The 15,133-nt window shown below is 44.0% G+C and carries 14 protein-coding genes; 10 read left to right on the top strand and 4 right to left on the bottom strand.

All coding sequences use genetic code 11. From position 1 onward, the window contains the following. Positions 1–2: 2 nt before the first annotated feature. Together SOO65_RS13545 and SOO65_RS13540 are read left to right on the top strand one after the other, a co-directional pair. Entirely contained in the window at positions 3–800 is a 798-nt protein-coding gene (locus tag SOO65_RS13545) for a prepilin-type N-terminal cleavage/methylation domain-containing protein (RefSeq protein ID WP_321390933.1), read from the top strand. Then, positions 800–1,585 carry a hypothetical protein gene (locus SOO65_RS13540; protein WP_321390929.1) on the top strand — a complete coding sequence of 262 codons (786 nt, stop codon included), beginning with the start codon at positions 800–802 and terminating at the stop codon, positions 1,583–1,585. The genes SOO65_RS13545 and SOO65_RS13540 overlap by 1 nt, the downstream gene beginning before the upstream one ends. Before the next feature lie 6 nt (positions 1,586–1,591). On the opposite strand, the gene tatA is transcribed toward SOO65_RS13540, so the two are convergent. After that, positions 1,592–1,750, bottom strand: coding sequence for a twin-arginine translocase TatA/TatE family subunit (gene tatA, locus SOO65_RS13535; RefSeq protein ID WP_407676966.1), 159 nt, complete (start codon positions 1,748–1,750; stop codon positions 1,592–1,594). Between the two features lie 27 nt (positions 1,751–1,777). Continuing rightward, a complete protein-coding gene (gene queF / locus SOO65_RS13530; protein WP_321390924.1) occupies positions 1,778–2,302 on the bottom strand; it encodes a preQ(1) synthase in 525 nt (174 codons plus the stop codon). A gap of 87 nt (positions 2,303–2,389) precedes the next feature. Here queF and hemH point away from each other — a divergent pair, with 87 nt between their 5' ends. Further along, positions 2,390–4,783: a ferrochelatase gene (hemH, locus tag SOO65_RS13525; protein WP_321390919.1), complete on the top strand. Its 2,394-nt coding sequence runs from the start codon at positions 2,390–2,392 to the stop codon at positions 4,781–4,783. On the opposite strand, the gene SOO65_RS13520 is transcribed toward hemH, so the two are convergent. Further along, complete coding sequence (locus tag SOO65_RS13520; protein WP_321390916.1) at positions 4,780–5,733, bottom strand: M14 family zinc carboxypeptidase; 954 nt, start codon at positions 5,731–5,733, stop codon at positions 4,780–4,782. The two genes, hemH and SOO65_RS13520, sit on opposite strands and share 4 nt — an antisense overlap. Before the next feature lie 12 nt (positions 5,734–5,745). Between SOO65_RS13520 and SOO65_RS13515 the strand changes: the two genes are divergently transcribed. After that, positions 5,746–6,552: an ATP-grasp domain-containing protein gene (locus SOO65_RS13515; RefSeq protein ID WP_321390913.1), complete on the top strand. Its 807-nt coding sequence runs from the start codon at positions 5,746–5,748 to the stop codon at positions 6,550–6,552. On the opposite strand, the gene SOO65_RS13510 is transcribed toward SOO65_RS13515, so the two are convergent. After that, entirely contained in the window at positions 6,464–7,360 is an 897-nt protein-coding gene (locus tag SOO65_RS13510) for an HNH endonuclease (RefSeq protein ID WP_321390911.1), read from the bottom strand. The genes SOO65_RS13515 and SOO65_RS13510 overlap by 89 nt on opposite strands. Before the next feature lie 202 nt (positions 7,361–7,562). Here SOO65_RS13510 and SOO65_RS13505 point away from each other — a divergent pair, with 202 nt between their 5' ends. From SOO65_RS13505 to SOO65_RS13480, 6 genes are all read left to right on the top strand, one after another. Beyond that, positions 7,563–9,545, top strand: coding sequence for a sigma-54-dependent Fis family transcriptional regulator (locus tag SOO65_RS13505; protein ID WP_321390908.1), 1,983 nt, complete (start codon positions 7,563–7,565; stop codon positions 9,543–9,545). Between the two features lie 177 nt (positions 9,546–9,722). Further along, entirely contained in the window at positions 9,723–10,454 is a 732-nt protein-coding gene (gene cdaA, locus SOO65_RS13500; RefSeq protein ID WP_407676965.1) for a diadenylate cyclase CdaA, read from the top strand. Next, a complete protein-coding gene (locus tag SOO65_RS13495; protein WP_321390901.1) occupies positions 10,451–11,371 on the top strand; it encodes a CdaR family protein in 921 nt (306 codons plus the stop codon). The genes cdaA and SOO65_RS13495 overlap by 4 nt, the downstream gene beginning before the upstream one ends. Before the next feature lie 45 nt (positions 11,372–11,416). Continuing rightward, positions 11,417–12,772 (top strand): phosphoglucosamine mutase, encoded by a 1,356-nt coding sequence (gene glmM, locus SOO65_RS13490; protein WP_321390898.1) that lies wholly within the window; start codon positions 11,417–11,419, stop codon positions 12,770–12,772. A 1-nt stretch (position 12,773) separates the two neighbouring features. Beyond that, positions 12,774–13,535 carry a pyridoxine 5'-phosphate synthase gene (locus tag SOO65_RS13485; RefSeq protein ID WP_321390889.1) on the top strand — a complete coding sequence of 254 codons (762 nt, stop codon included), beginning with the start codon at positions 12,774–12,776 and terminating at the stop codon, positions 13,533–13,535. A gap of 2 nt (positions 13,536–13,537) precedes the next feature. After that, a complete protein-coding gene (locus SOO65_RS13480) occupies positions 13,538–15,130 on the top strand; it encodes an NAD(P)H-hydrate dehydratase (protein WP_321390886.1) in 1,593 nt (530 codons plus the stop codon). The last annotated feature ends 3 nt before the right edge of the window (positions 15,131–15,133 follow it).

Genomic DNA, 15,133 nt, shown 5'->3' with positions numbered 1-15,133 from the left:
AGATGAAAAATAACAAACATGGTTTTTCATTAGTTGAACTCATGGTGGTGGTCGCAGGTATGGGCGGACTCTTAGTTTTGTCCATGAACCTTAGCTCTCAATTTCATCAAAATCAGGTTTCTAATGATGCGCGATTTGAAACTCTTGAAATGAGAAGGCTCGTCACGACATTTCTTTTTGAAGAAAAGGCCTGTAGTAACACATTCTCAGGTAAGAGAATTGGAGATCCCGTCACTGAAATTAAAAACGCATTTCCCAATGGAGGAAAGACGGTTTTTGATCTGGCGAAGAACGGAACTTCCAATGTAAAAGTCCAAAGCATGAGACTCATTCTCGGAGATCCAAATCCTGATGGAACTCCCAATGTGGTTCTCTCTGTTGATTTCAAAAAGTCTAAAGAGAAAGACCGTAATCACTATGCACCTATTCTTGTTCCTTTGAAGGTGAATCTTAATCCGGCAGGATTGGTTACAAGCTGCCGTGTGAATAGTGATAAGTTTGTTCTTAAGTCTGGTGATGAAATGACCGGACCTTTAACAACTCCAAGTCTTGTTTCAACTACTGGTGTTGTCGCAACATTAAACGTTCTAGCAGCAAGATTTTGTACTGGTTCAGTTTGTCGTGCCATCTCAGAACTTGCTCTGAATAATCAGCTCTGTGGTGCCAATCAAATTTCTCGAGGTGTAAGAGCTGATGGAACATTAGATTGTGTGGATTTACAATTTTCATGTGGTGCAAATCAGGCCATTCAGGCCATTACATCAAGTGGCGCAGTTGTTTGCGGAAGTTTGGGGCCCTAATGAATAAGAAAGGTTTTTCTCTCGTTCAATTTTTAATGTTCGCCGGTGCTCTTGGTGCTGGTGCGGTTGTGATCATGAATCTATCTGAACAACAGAATCAAAGTCGTTCGACTTTCGAGACGAAGTTTGAAGTTTTGGAGCTTAAGAGGACAATCTCAAGTTTATTGTATGACAAGTCGGCCTGTGCTCTTACTTTCACGGGTGCCTCTGTAGGTAGCGTTATTCCGTCTGTCAAAAATAGTTCTAACCAGGCCATTTATGAGGCGGGGAAAAAGTACGCTCATGACCTGGTTGAAATTACGGGAATGAGAACCGTTGATAAAAATCAGTCCTTGGGTAACGGAGCGAGAGTGGTTGATTTGGTGGTCTCAATTAGGAAATTAAGATCGAAGGCGGCCGTGAAAGATGCTTCTTTTGCTGTTCCTTTGAAAGTGTATGCGAGTTCTCAAACAGGCCCTATCACTAACTGTCAGGCAGAAGAAGATCAGTTTGTATTCAAAAATGGCGATGTCATGACAGGAGAACTAACCACAGTTGGTTTGACTTCGAGAGGTCATGTGGTTGCCGGAAATAATGTAAGTGGATCGGATATCTGTACTGCGGGAACTTGTCGTAGAATGGAGAATCTCGCTCTGTCGAATCAAACATGTCCACCGGGGCAGTATAGTCGTGGGATTAATGCAGATGGAACTCAGGCCTGTCAGGCGTTTACTTATAGCTGCTCGGCCGGTTTTTTTATCCAATCGATAAATGCGGATGGAACAGCTACTTGTGTGAAAGAATAGCGAGAACTACGACTTCTTATCAGTGTCGTCTTCCTTCATGCCTTTCTTGAAATTCTTAATCGATTCACCAAGTGATGAACCCAATTGAGGTAGCTTCTTACCGCCGAAAAATAGCACCACGATTAAGAGGATAACTACTAATTCGCCCATTCCTAAACCCATCATAAATACTTCCTTGATCCTAATATTTTATTAATAAAGTCGGGCCAGGTCCATTCCGTATTTGCCTGGAGAATAATTTGCCATTCGAGCATCTTTCATAGCTTCGTACTTCTTTGATCCATTACTCATCGAAGCATATGGGAAAATCGCAATTCCTCCACGTGGAGTGAAGTCCCCTTGAACCTCGATGTATTTAGGCTTCATCAGCTTAAAGAGGTCCTTACAGATCTTCTGCACACAGTCCTCATGGAAGTCACCATGGTTTCTGAAGCTGAAGAGGTAGATCTTAAGAGACTTAGATTCCACCATATCTTTATCGGCAATATAGTTAATAAAAATTTTGGCGAAGTCTGGCTGGCCAGTCATCGGACATAGAGAGGTAAACTCAGTACAAACAAAAGTTGTCCAGGCGTCGTTATCTGGGTGCTTATTAGGGAACTTTTCCAGGACTTCCGGGGCATAGGTCTCAGGGTAATTGGTCTTTGTGTTCCCTAAAAGGCTCACTGAACCCATTTCTTTTGATTTACGACCTTCTGATTTCGCATTTTTGGCCATTGTCTAACCCCTGTTAATACTTTTGATTCTAGTCATTTAGCATGATTTATGACAAAAAGGGAGGACTCTTTCAACACAAAGAAGCATATGGCAGAAAAAATCAAAGTGATCCTTGGTCAATTGGGTTCTCCTAAGAGTACGAAAGTCTCGGATGTCCGTGAATTTCTACGCGAATTTCTAGCTGATCCTAGAGTAGTGGACGCCCATCCTCTTGTTTGGAAAATCATATTAAATCTTTTTATTCTCCCTTTTAGGCCTCGTCGTTCGGCCGAAGCTTATGCCCGCATTCATACGGCAGAGGGCTTCCCGCTGATCACGAACACGATAAAAGTGGCGGATTCTTTGCGTCCGAAACTGGACGAAAATCTTGAAATTAACCATGCCTTTCTTCTGGCAAGCCCTAGGGCCTCGGATGTCATCGATGAGTGGGAAAAAGAAGATATTCATGAGCGTGCACAGAAAGTTTTAGTGCTGCCACAGTTCCCTCAGTATGCGGAGAGTACCATTGCTTCGGTAGTGGATGCTTTAGGCGGAGACTTTAAAAAGCGTGTGAACCTTCCGACTTTCACGATTGTGAATTCTTATCACACTTCAAAAGCTTTCATTGATCACTCGGTGAGAAAGATTCGTGAGTCTCTACAGGTCAATCCTGATATGCAGGAACTTGTGATTTCGTTTCACGGTATTCCGCTTCGTCGTGTTCTGGATAAAAAAGATATTTATCTTCTTCACTGTTTAGAGACATTCGAACTGATTAAAAATCAGTTACAGTCTCCGATTCCTATTTCGATGACTTTCCAGTCGCGCTTTGGTTCAGAAGTGTGGCTTGGGCCTTACACTGATGCCACAGTGGTGAAAAAAGTTGAAAACGGTTCTAAGAAGATCGGGGTGTATTGCCCAAGTTTCGTGGTGGACTGTTTAGAAACAACAGATGAGATCGGAACTGAGCTCGCTCATGAAGTCAAAGATGCCGGCGGAACTCTGGTTCACATTCCTTGCTTAAATGCTGATCCAGAATGGATCAATGACTACGCTCACTTTATCAACGTATATGCCAATGGCTCTTCAAAAGAGCGTAGCGAATTATTTTATAAAATCGATGTAAAAGAAAGGTATAAAGCAGTGATCACTGAACAAGCAAAAGAAGCTCCTTCGAAACTACCTGATAGCTCGAAGAAAATTTTAAAACTCATGTTCCTTACTATGTTCATGGATCTGGTAGGATTCTCAATTATCTTCCCAATGTTCCCGGCCATGGCGAAGTATTATCTTGAAGTGGATAAGGACAACTTCTTCCTTTCAGGAATGATGAATCTTATCTCTAATATTCAGTCTATATCAGTGACTGCAGATGGCACACCTCAGATGAGCACGATTGTTCTTTTTGGTGGTCTTCTTGGTGCTCTTTATTCATTACTTCAATTTGTGGCAGCACCTATGTGGGGCTCGATCTCAGATAGAATTGGCCGTCGTCCGGTACTTCTGATTTCAGTCTTCGGATTGTTCCTGAGTTATGTGTTGTGGATTTTTTCGGGCTCATTCACGTTGTTGATCGTTGCTCGTATCGTGGGCGGACTCATGTCAGGGAACATGTCGATTGCTTCTGCGGTTGTAAGTGATGTGACAGACGAGAAAAACCGCTCTAAAGGGATGGCAGCAATTGGTATTGCTTTCGCTCTAGGATTTGTTTTTGGTCCGGCATTGGGTGGTATTCTTTCTCTTTATAACCCAATTCTTCATCACCCTGAGTGGGAAGCATTTGGTGTGAACCCATTCTCGGCAGCAGCTACTCTGGCAGCGGGTCTGAGCTTTATTAACTTCTTCACGATTCTGAAATCTTTCCCGGAAACTTTAAAGGAAGGCTCTAAGAGACATCTTGAGAGAAGTATCAATCCAATTAAGCTTATGAAGCCACTTCCGTTTCCGGGTGTGAACTTAACGAATTTTGCTTACTTCCTCTTCATCACAGCTTTCTCTGGTATGGAGTTTACGCTGACGTTCCTTGCAGTTGAGCGTCTGGGTTACACGTCGATGGATAACGCTTATATGTTCATCTTCATCGGTTTTGTGATTGGTATGGTTCAAGGCGGATATGTTCGTCGTAAAGCTCACCAAGTGGGCGAGAGAAAGATGAGCTTCAATGGTCTTATTGCCATTGTTCCAGGTCTAATCCTTCTTGCTTACGCTCAAGCGGCGTGGATGCTTTATGCGGGTCTTTTCTTCCTGGCCCTTGGTTCGGCGATGATTATCCCGTGTCTCACAAGCTTAGTGTCGTTCTATACGCCACAGAACATGCAGGGACAAAGTCTTGGTATTTTCCGTTCACTCGGTTCTTTAGGACGAGTGATTGGCCCAATCTATGCTTCACTCGTGTATTGGAAATTTGGATCGGTTCACGCGTACCTCATTGGTGCGGTTCTGATCATTGTGCCAGCATTGGTTGTGAAGAAACTTCCAGAGCCACCAAAAGCAAACGCTTAATCGATAGGTGGCTTCATCTTGTGCTCGATTGCAAAGAGCACGGCATCTCCAAAGAGTTGCCAGAAGCGATCAGTCTCAGTCGGAACTGTATTCGGCAGTTCCAAAGTGTAGGTCGGGATGCGATTTTCCTTCCCGGCCCAGTTTCCTAAGCTTCCAGGAAAAATCGGATAATTTGAAATCTTATAGCCTTGAGACTTTTGGGACATCTGTTCCAAAAGTTGCTTGGCCGATTGGCCTTCGCTGCCTTTTAGTGACGGACCATCGTAATCGAGGATCGTCAGAGGTGCATGAACTGTAATGATCTTGTTTGGCTTATAGCGCTTAATAAGATTCATCTGGAAGATTGTTTCCTGCTCAGACGCGGCCCTTGGACCTGGATACTTACGCTTGTCTCTTTTGTAATTCTCTTTCCAACGTTTCAAAGCGTCTTTGTTCCAATCTGCAGTCGGAAAGTTTCGGTTTACATCCACTCCAGCAGCGTTAGTGCGAGTAGGTTTTGCTTTGAAGAATGAGTCAGGAGAAACCAGAGGAGCAACTACCACTAACTTATCAGTGAATGTGTGGTTCGATTTAAGCTCACGCATGAGGTCCCAGCAAAATTTCACAGGTGTGATTTCATCACCATGAACGCCACAAAGAACAAGTGTGGTATTGGCCGCAGAAGCTGTGTTCTCTTCCCCAAATGTGGTCCAGATAAGGGGAGTGCCGGCCTTTGATTTACGTACATTGATCCATTGAAAATATCCGCAGTGAACCTCACCCCATTTATATTCAGAGAATTTTTTATCCAGGTCTTTGCAGAAGTTTTGAACTTCGGCATTCAAGGGATAAGTAACTGGAGCTTCCGGCTTTTCCGGTTCTGTTTTTGTTTCAGGTTTCATTCCTTCGGCCGTTGTTTGGGCATAGGCAAAGGATAGGGTCATGAGGTAAATAAAGAGAGATTTAAACATGGGATCATTTTAGTGAAAAATAAGCTCTGTGTAATTGCAAAAAATAAGGAAACCTATTTTGTTAAGAGACTGACGGAAGAAGTCGGTCAAGTTGAGCTCTTCGATCCATGGAGTGATTATCTTTTACCGGAAGCAGATTTCTATTTAGTACGCACGACGGGAATCTACGGAAACGATCTTGATTTGATGTTTATCAAAGGCCTTCCAACTAATAAGGTCGTTAATCCCCACGATGTTTTAAAACGGTTCCGTTCAAAGCCCACTCAGTTTGATTGGTTTGATGAGAAAGATATTCCTGCCTTACCTTGGATGTCGATCAAGGGTGGAGATCTGATTAATATTGAACGCTTCTTTAGGCTCTATCCCAAAGTGGTAGTGAAACCACATGTGGGCCAGGGTGGTTGGGGTATCGAGGCCCTGACTTGGGATGAGTTCAAGTCTTGGTGGAAGAAAAAGAAAGGCGTGGATGAGGATTACCTCATTCAACCACTAGTTCGCGATGCCCGCGAGCTTCGTTACTTCTTCCTTAAAGGCCAAAGCCCCATCGTATTCGAACGCACGGCCAAGTCCGGCATCGTGGCGAACTTTCAGCGCGAAGGTGCTGCCACAGTGGTCGAATTTCCGGCCGAACATCAGGCAATTATCAATAGCCTAATTCAGGCCTCGGGTGCTCATTATGGCGCCATTGATCTTTTTATCCACGAGGACGGAAGACTCTCCATCCTTGAACTCAATACGGTTCCAGGTATTCAGCAGCTAGAAAAGGTCTCAAATCAGAATGTGATAAAGCTCCTTTTGGAGAGTTTAAACAAGATTTAATTCTCGCTCTTTGATTACATTGCGAGCATAAGAGCCGCAAATTCTCCACCGAGCTTGGCCCTCCCATTGAATAGGGAAGAATATGGTCGTAGTTCAGATTGTAAGTTGTTCCACAGTTGGTGCATTTCTTATCTCTCGCATATACTGCTCGTTTAATCGAGGCGGGAATGGCCCGTCCTACTTTCGCTGGCGAAAGTGATTTCTTCGTATCTGTTTGTTTAAACTTAGTTTTTTCTACTGATTCAATGGTCTTTTTGGCCATGAACTGAATTAATTCATCCATCTCCATTTCTTTAGCAAGAAGATTTTTGAGCTGATCCACAACGGCCATAGTTTCATCTGATAGAACAAACGCGACTGGGATTTTATCTTTGGAAATGCGCTTCTTTTTATCTTTTGGTTTTTCTTCTTTGCCTGTTATTTCGAATAATTTTTGTTCGCATTCATTCTTCGTTAAATTTTCAATTTCTTTAAAGACTTCACGTCTTTTAATTGGATCTTCAATAAATTGATTCACGAGTGAAATATTCGTGAGACTCAATCGTCCGTCTTCAATTTTCTTCTCAATCTCAGGTATCTCTGCCAAAGCACGGGCCGCTACGATTCGTCTGTGGGCGGCACCTTCGGAATATCCTAATTCTTGAACGCAATAAGTGAAGAGTGACGGATACTTCAGGTCACAAAAAAGCTTCCTCTTATCTATCTCTTTCAAATGATGGAGGAGTTTAACCAGGGCCTCTCTTTCAGCATCTGCTAATTTTTTTGTATCAGCCAATAAAATTTTATTTGCAACGTGGTTTAGTTTCATGTAAAACAAAATACGGAAAAGATACGGATGTGTCAACTGTTAAAAAAAAGTTACTTTCGCCAGCGAAAGTAAAAAGGGACGTTTTTAGTCAGTAAAGAAAGCTAAGTTCCTGTAGTGCCAAGTTTTTGTGTCAGGAACCCTAAAGTTAAGCGCCCTTTAACCGATAAGCCCAAAAGCTAGGTTTATTTGAAAGGGAGCTTCCATGCTGACCAGTTTTTCAGAATTTAAATACTACCAGTCTTTCCGCGTGCCAGTTGAGTCACGTGATGATGTGCAATTTCTGGTGGAATATGAAAATGATCAGGGGCGCTTTGAGTTTGTAGAGAAGATCAAACTCATGGACGTGAGTATGACCGGACTTGGTTTCACGACGTCTTTTCCACTTCCTGTGGGTGCCACTCTTCGTTGTTCACTTCAATTTAAAAGACTTCGTTTTGACTTTGGTGCTTCAGTCGTAAGAGCATTCAGAAATGTTGCTTCACCTGATGCAGAGGCCATGAATTATGGAGCTGAATTAGACACTGAAGATTATGGCAATATGAAGCGATTCATTGAGCAGTATATTCAAAGTCTGCCACCTGAGCGCCTTAAAGATTCTCTCGTGCAGCTTGCTCTTACTCAGCATTATGCTTCTGAGAAAGAAGGCTTTGAGATGTTCTCGCTCCTTCTTTCACTTTTCAAAGACATTACGCAATTTGGTAATAAAGAAAAGTTCGTGGAGAGTATGCTGGAAGAGATCGTGCGTATCCTGAATGGTCAACGCGCTTCGATTTTCCTGATTAACACTGAAACGAATGAACTAGAAGCAGTTGCTGCGCTAGGAATTGATAAAGAACTTCTGAAATTCGATTACCGTAAGGGGATCGCGGGGTCAGTATTTACGACAGGTGTGTCGCTGAACATTGATACGCAAACAGATAAAGTTCGTTTCTCAGAGGAGATGGACAAAGTGACGGGTTTTGATACTCGTTCCATCATCTGTTCTCCAATCACTAACCGTGAAGATAAAATCATTGGTGTGATCGAAGTCCTGAACAAGCGTAACGAAGATCGTTTCACTGTGGAAGATGAAAAAACAATGAAGGTTCTTGCCCTCATTCTTTCTTCAGTGTTCCACCATTATAGCCCGGTGTCTGAAAAGTCACTTATCCGTCGCTTCTCAACTCCGTATGATCGTGAGTGGGCGTGGATTGGTCGCTCTCAGCAAACTTCTGAAGTAAGAAAGGCAATCGTTCGTCTAAAAGACATCGATTCTCCTTTGCTGATTTCAGGTGAGACAGGCGTAGGTAAAAAACTTTTTGCTCGCATCGTACATAACGAAGGTAAGCGTGGTCTTGCTCCGTACATGGTGATTTCATGTAAGGGTGTGGACGAAGCAACTCTTAATAAGGAAATTTTTGGTTCAGGAGATTCAAAAAGTAAACTTGAAGAGTGTGTGGGTGGATCAATTGTATTCGATGAGATTTCATTCATGCCGGTTCATATGCAGATGCAACTTATGCAGGTGCTGAAAGATCGTCGCATCCCGGGCTCACATATTTCTCTGGACGTGCGTCCGATGTTCACGACCAGCAAAAACTTAAAGCAGCTGATTGAAGAAGAGGGGGCTTTTAACCCTGAACTTTATCACTATATGTGCTCGTCTGAAGTGAACATTGATCCTCTTCGTAAGCGTCCTCAGGACATTGAAGATATTCTTAGCTTTTGCCTTCGTAAAGAATGTCGAAAGCAGGGTCTTCTTCTGAAAGATTTCTCAGATGTGGTGAAAGACCAGCTGGTAAATTACGCCTGGCCAGGTAACGTGTCAGAGCTAGAAAAAGCAGTTGAGAAAGCGGTTCTTTATAATCCAAAGGCCCATGTGATCACGGACCTTGGAAGTAAATCGTCTCCAATCATCGACGTGTCGAAGACGGCAAACTGTCTTCTGGAAAACATTCCACATGCCGACGATCCAGCGATTCCGCTTAAAGACCGAGTGGCCCTGGTTGAACGTGAGATGATTCTTGCGGAAATCAAGCGCCATAAAGGCAATAAATCGAAAGCGGCCACGGCCATGGGTATTTCCCGTGAGGCCCTTCGTAAGAAAATGCTTATGTCAGATGAAATTATTGAGGGTCTCAATAATCCTGGCAAGGCACCAGCTCCGAAACCAGTTCTGGTTGAAGACGAAAAAGAAGCAGCTTAATTCCATTCTTGTCCCGGAGAAATTTATTTTCTTCGGGACCTTTATCTCCCTCAAATTTCATTCACAAATTCCGATAAGCCTCGTAAATAACACGAGGTACTTTTGCAGCAGCTGGGCATTCTCCTTGCCAATTTTAGGGTCATCGACCTGCTAGATATAGCAGCTGTAGCTATTATCATGTACCGTTTCCTCCTGATCGTTCAAGGAACTCGCGCGTACCAAATGCTTTTTGGTATCGTGGCACTTGCGATGCTTTGGTGGGTGAGTCAATTCTACGAATTGTATTCTCTCTCGTGGATTCTTCAAAACTTCTTCGATTACCTGTTCATTATTTTGATTGTTCTTTTCCAGGATCAAATCAGAAGTGCGCTGGTTTCAATTTCAAGCACAAAAATTATTGGCCGCAATGGTCGTTCGAAATTCGATCAGCAGATTGAAGAAGTGGTCGCTGCATGTTCGGCCCTCTCTCGAGAGAGAACTGGTGCGCTGATTGTGTTTGAAAAGAACCACGGTCTATTGAACTATTCATCATCTGGTACACGTTTAGATTCAAGAATTCACTCTGATATTATCTATTCTATCTTCCAGACGAACTCACCACTTCATGATGGTGCCATCATCATCTACAACGGTGTGATCCAAGCAGCGGGATGTTTCCTTCCGCTTTCAAAGAACGTAGAAATCGATCGTCACTTTGGTACCCGTCACCGCGCGGCCCTTGGTATTACTGAAATTTCAGATGCAGTAGTGGTAACAGTTTCAGAAGAAACAGGAAGAATCAATATTTGTTATAACGGCGTTTTCCATTACATGGAGAACGAAGATCTATTAAGAAAATACCTGCGCAAATTCTTATTAGAAATCGATCGAGTTGGACCGGTTGAGTCCGTGGGGAGAATTACTCCATGAAGATGCGCAACCGAATGAAGAAACATTCATTGAAGTTCATCTCGATCTTCCTTTCACTTTTCCTCTGGGTTTACGTTCTAAACTCAGAGAAAGTGAAATTTGAGAAAACCGTGACCCTGGAATATATCCTTCCAGTGGACATGATGTTTGCGGCCAAGCCTCAGCATGAAGTGACGTTTATGATCGAGGGGCCCCGTGCTTTCGTACGTACTGTTGCGGAACGTGAAGATCGTCTCGTGATTGATCTCAATCGTGCGAACGCTCGTAAGCAGTTAAACTTTACTGTGGACATCAATCCGGCCCAGCTGAATCTTCCATTTGGTATGGTGGTTGAACGTGTATTACCGCGTCGCCTACCAATTAAGCTTGAGAAGAAGGCGAGTAAGATTGTGCCATTGAAACTTCAGTTCGCGGGCCACCTACCGGAAAAACTTTCTCTCTCTAATACGGTGCTAGAACCGGCGGAAGTGGAGGTCTATGGACCTCGCTCGCTCATTACTAAGCTCAAAGAAATCCCAATAAAACCCGTTGAGTTAGAATCACTCACAGGGCTCAATCAAGTGCCGGTTGAGGTCGCTCTTCCGGATGAGCGCTTGACCCTGACCTCTGGTTACGACATCAAGTTCTCTTATCAGCTCAAGGCAGCAAGTGCCAATTTCACTCTGAAGGACCTGCCGATTAAGTTCCTTTCGCACTCGCGTAAAATCAATTCGAGTGTCAAAACTGCGTCGGTGAAACTGCTGGTCCCAGACAAGATTATTAAAAACCGATCAAATGTCTCGTCCACTATTCAAGTGTGGGCCGATATCCCGGACGATGCCAGAGGCCGCCTTGAAGTACCTCTGAAAGTCGTGCTTCCTCCGAGCATTCATTTGCTCGAAATCTCTCCCAAGACCATTATTGTGAATATACAATAAGATGGTATAGTTAAATCAGTTATTTCATTCTTAAAGTGAGTCATTATGTCAGGTCGTAAGTTATTCGGTACAGATGGTATTCGTGGCAAGGCCAACGTTTATCCCATGACTGGTGAAGTGGCGTTTGTTCTGGGCCGCGCAGTTACTAGTTACTTTCAAAAAAACTTTTCTAAAAAACCGCTGATCATTATTGGTAAAGATACCAGACTTTCTTGTTACATGCTTGAGCAGGCCTTCTCTGCTGGTGTGTGTTCACAGGGTGGTAAAGCGATCCTTACAGGTCCGCTTCCAACTCCAGGTGTGGCATTTGTCACTCAAAGTATGCGTGCTGATGCGGGGGTCATGATCTCTGCTTCTCACAACTCATTTGAGGACAACGGAATTAAAATCTTTGATCGCACGGGCCACAAGCTTCCGGACGAGATTGAACTAGAACTTGAAAGAATGGTTCTTGATCCATCAAGCATTCCGGTGAAAGTCGGTGATCAACTTGGTAACGCTAAACGCTTAGATGAAGTGATTGGCCGCTATATTGTGAACACGAAAGCCGCTCTTTCTCCTCAGTACACGCTTGAAGGCCTTCGTATCGTCGTTGATGCGGCCAACGGTGCTGGTTACAAGCTTGCTCCAATGGTTTTCGAAGAGCTTGGTGCTGAAGTGATCGCCATCGGTAATACGCCCAATGGAACAAACATCAACTTAAACGTTGGTGCTCTTCACCCAGAAGCTTGCGCAGATGCGGTTAAAAAATACCGCGCTGACCTTGGTGTATGTCTGGATGGAGATGGTGATCGTCTGACGATCGTTGATGGTAACGGGACAGTGGTTCACGGAGATAAGCTCATTGGTCTTTGTGGAAAATTCCTAAAAGATAACAATGAAATCGGCCCGGCCAATGAAGTGGTAGGGACTGTGATGAGTAACTTTGGTGTTGAATACTTTCTTCAGCAGCAGGGTCTTACATTCACTCGTACACAGGTGGGCGACCGCTACATCGTTGAGCGCATGAGACAATCAGGAGCACTTTTCGGTGGTGAGCCTTCAGGTCACTTGGTTTTCAAAAAATATTCAACCACTGGCGACGGTATTCTTGCCGCTCTAAAAGTGATCGAGAGCATTCGTTTCTACGACATGGATCTCGCGGACCTTACAAAAATTGAAATGTTCCCACAAGTGATGCAAAACGTTCACGTTGCTAAACGTGTTCCTTTCGAAGAAGTGCCAGAAATCAAAAAGGCAATGGATCACGCTGAAGCAAAACTTGGTAAAGAAGGTCGCATCCTTCTTCGTTACTCTGGAACTGAGGCCCTTGCTCGTGTGATGGTTGAAGGAAAAGATAACAAACTTGTGAACACACTTTGCACTGAGCTTGCTGAGACAGTGAAGAAGGCCCTGGGTTAAAATGAAATACGCTCGTCTAGGTGTAAATATCGATCACGTGGCGACCCTTCGCCAGCAACGTGGGGAATACTATCCTGAAGTCATGCGCGCAGCTGAAGTGTCGCTTGCTACAGGTGCTCATCAGATCACGATTCACCTTCGTGAAGATCGTCGTCATATTCAAGATCACGATGTTCCGACAGTTCATGATATGTGCCGCAAGATGGGGAGGCCCCTTAATTTAGAAATGGGCGCCTCAGATGAGATGGTGAAGATTGCGATCAAGCAAAAACCTGAATGGGTCTGTCTCGTTCCTGAGAAGCGTGAAGAGCGCACGACGGAAGGTGGCCTGGATGTGATTGATCAGAAGAACTATGAGCGCGTGAAGAAGGCCTGCGAAGATATTAAGGCCCTCTCTCCTGATACAAAAATTTCTCTCTTCGTTGAGGCCGATGAAGTGACGCTTAAGCGCTGCTTATCCATCAAGGCCGATGCGGTTGAAATTCATACTGGTGACTACGCCAAAGATTTTCTGAATAAGAAAGACGTGACTTCACATCTGGTTCGTTACCGTGAAGGTGCGACGATCATGAAACGTGAAGGCTGGGGCTACCATGCGGGCCATGGTCTGACATTTGAATCGCTTGTTCCTCTTCTTGAGGAAAAGCAATTTGAAGAATACAACATTGGCCACTGGATCATTGCTGAATCAGTTTTCATCGGTCTGGGCCACGTGATTAAAGAGATGCTTACATTAATTAATAAATACCCTTTAGAAGGTTAATTATGAGAATTGTTACCCAAGCTGAAATGAAGGAACTGGAAAAAATCGCGCAGACGAAGTACCACTTCCCGGAAAAACTCATTATAGAAAACGTTTCGCTCTTGGGGGCGAAGGCGATTGTAGAAAAACTCGGTGAAGAGATTCACTACGGAGAGCTGATCTTTCTGATTGGTAAGGGATTCAATGGTGGAACGGGTCTTGCGATCGCTCGTCACCTTTCAAGCATGGGACTTGAACCCCGCGCCTTCCTTCTCTTTGAAGAAAAAGATTGCTCACAAGAAGTAAAAGATCAGTTAAAAATTGCAAAATCATATGGTGTTCGCACTGCTCACATCGATGACATCGGTGCTCTTGAGGCCTACTTCGAACAAAACAGTTCCCCAAAAATTATTGTAGATGCAATTTTTGGAACCGGAGTTCGACTTCCGCTTTCAAACTTCCTGTATGACGTGATTCATTTCATCAATTCAGAGAAGGCCTATACGATCGCTCTTGATATTCCAACGGGAGTCGAGGGTGATTCAGGGCAAATTCAAGGTAATGCCATTATGGCCGACCTAACACTTGCAGTGGGGCTTCCTAAGCTTGGTTATTATCAGGCCGAAGGTGCTCGTCACGTGGGTGAAGTTCAGGTGATTCCTTCAGGTCTTCCGCTTCAGATCATTGAAGAGAACGGTGATAAGTTTCTGATCGATAAAGATCTAAAAAATGATCTTCCTCCGGCCCGTAACAAGTTCGGTGATAAAAAACTCTTCGGTCACACGCTGGTGATCGGTGGATCTCACGGCCTAACTGGTGCTCTCGTGATGTCTTCAACTGCGGCCCTTAAAGTGGGAGCAGGTCTCGTGACTGCTTCTACGTGGGAACCCCAGTATCAGGAATTCATTTCACGTCTTATTCCAGAAGTGATGACGGGTTATGTTCCGAATGATCAGGCGAAGTGGCCAAAACTTCTTAAAGACTTAAATAAGTATGACTCAATCGTGATTGGACCGGGCCTTGCTCGTTCGCTTCGCGCTCGTGCTCTGGTGCTTGAGATTTTAAATAACTTCTCAGGTCCAGTGGTTCTCGATGCAGATGCGATTAACGTCCTTAATATTAAAGACGATGCTGAAGTGTTCAAGATGAGAAATGCTCCGACACTTCTTACTCCGCACTTTGGTGAGTTCTCGCGCTTTACTGGTATTCCGGTTGAGGAAGTTCAAAAAGAACCATACCTTCACCTGAAAGAGACAATTGAGCGTATCAACTGTTCAATCATTCTGAAGGGGCCTTGTACATATCTGGCGTTCCCGAATGGTAAGACTTATTTCAACTTCTCACCAAACGATGGCATGGCCACAGGTGGAGTGGGTGACGTACTTGCTGGCATCCTAGGTGGTCTTATCGGTCAGGAAGCAAACTTGAAACGCCGCGATTCACTGTATAATATTTATGAGAACCTGAATCGCACGATCCTATTGGGCGTCTTGATTCATACCTGGTCTGGACAATTTGCGGCCGAAAAACTCGGTGTTCGTCCTATGACTGCCACGAACTTAATTGAAGCGTTCCCTGAGGCATTCAAAGCGCTGGATGAACTACTGAAGGATTAATTA

Origin of the sequence: Peredibacter starrii (assembly GCF_034259205.1) — a bacterium.
Lineage (GTDB): Bacteria > Bdellovibrionota > Bacteriovoracia > Bacteriovoracales > Bacteriovoracaceae > Peredibacter > Peredibacter starrii.
This window is presented reverse-complemented; position numbering and strand designations above follow the sequence as displayed.

What these genes read in the sequence shown, in the direction of transcription:
- SOO65_RS13545 (WP_321390933.1), top strand. Translation starts at nt 3, where the DNA reads ATGAAAAATAACAAACATGGTTTTTCATTAGTTGAACTCATGGTGGTG.
- tatA (WP_407676966.1), bottom strand. Translation starts at nt 1,750, where the DNA reads ATGATGGGTTTAGGAATGGGCGAATTAGTAGTTATCCTCTTAATCGTG.
- SOO65_RS13520 (WP_321390916.1), bottom strand. Translation starts at nt 5,733, where the DNA reads ATGTTTAAATCTCTCTTTATTTACCTCATGACCCTATCCTTTGCCTAT.
- SOO65_RS13540 (WP_321390929.1), top strand. Translation starts at nt 800, where the DNA reads ATGAATAAGAAAGGTTTTTCTCTCGTTCAATTTTTAATGTTCGCCGGT.
- SOO65_RS13510 (WP_321390911.1), bottom strand. Translation starts at nt 7,360, where the DNA reads ATGAAACTAAACCACGTTGCAAATAAAATTTTATTGGCTGATACAAAA.
- queF (WP_321390924.1), bottom strand. Translation starts at nt 2,302, where the DNA reads ATGGCCAAAAATGCGAAATCAGAAGGTCGTAAATCAAAAGAAATGGGT.
- SOO65_RS13505 (WP_321390908.1), top strand. Translation starts at nt 7,563, where the DNA reads ATGCTGACCAGTTTTTCAGAATTTAAATACTACCAGTCTTTCCGCGTG.
- hemH (WP_321390919.1), top strand. Translation starts at nt 2,390, where the DNA reads ATGGCAGAAAAAATCAAAGTGATCCTTGGTCAATTGGGTTCTCCTAAG.
- SOO65_RS13480 (WP_321390886.1), top strand. Translation starts at nt 13,538, where the DNA reads ATGAGAATTGTTACCCAAGCTGAAATGAAGGAACTGGAAAAAATCGCG.
- cdaA (WP_407676965.1), top strand. Translation starts at nt 9,723, where the DNA reads ATGTACCGTTTCCTCCTGATCGTTCAAGGAACTCGCGCGTACCAAATG.
- glmM (WP_321390898.1), top strand. Translation starts at nt 11,417, where the DNA reads ATGTCAGGTCGTAAGTTATTCGGTACAGATGGTATTCGTGGCAAGGCC.
- SOO65_RS13485 (WP_321390889.1), top strand. Translation starts at nt 12,774, where the DNA reads ATGAAATACGCTCGTCTAGGTGTAAATATCGATCACGTGGCGACCCTT.
- SOO65_RS13495 (WP_321390901.1), top strand. Translation starts at nt 10,451, where the DNA reads ATGAAGATGCGCAACCGAATGAAGAAACATTCATTGAAGTTCATCTCG.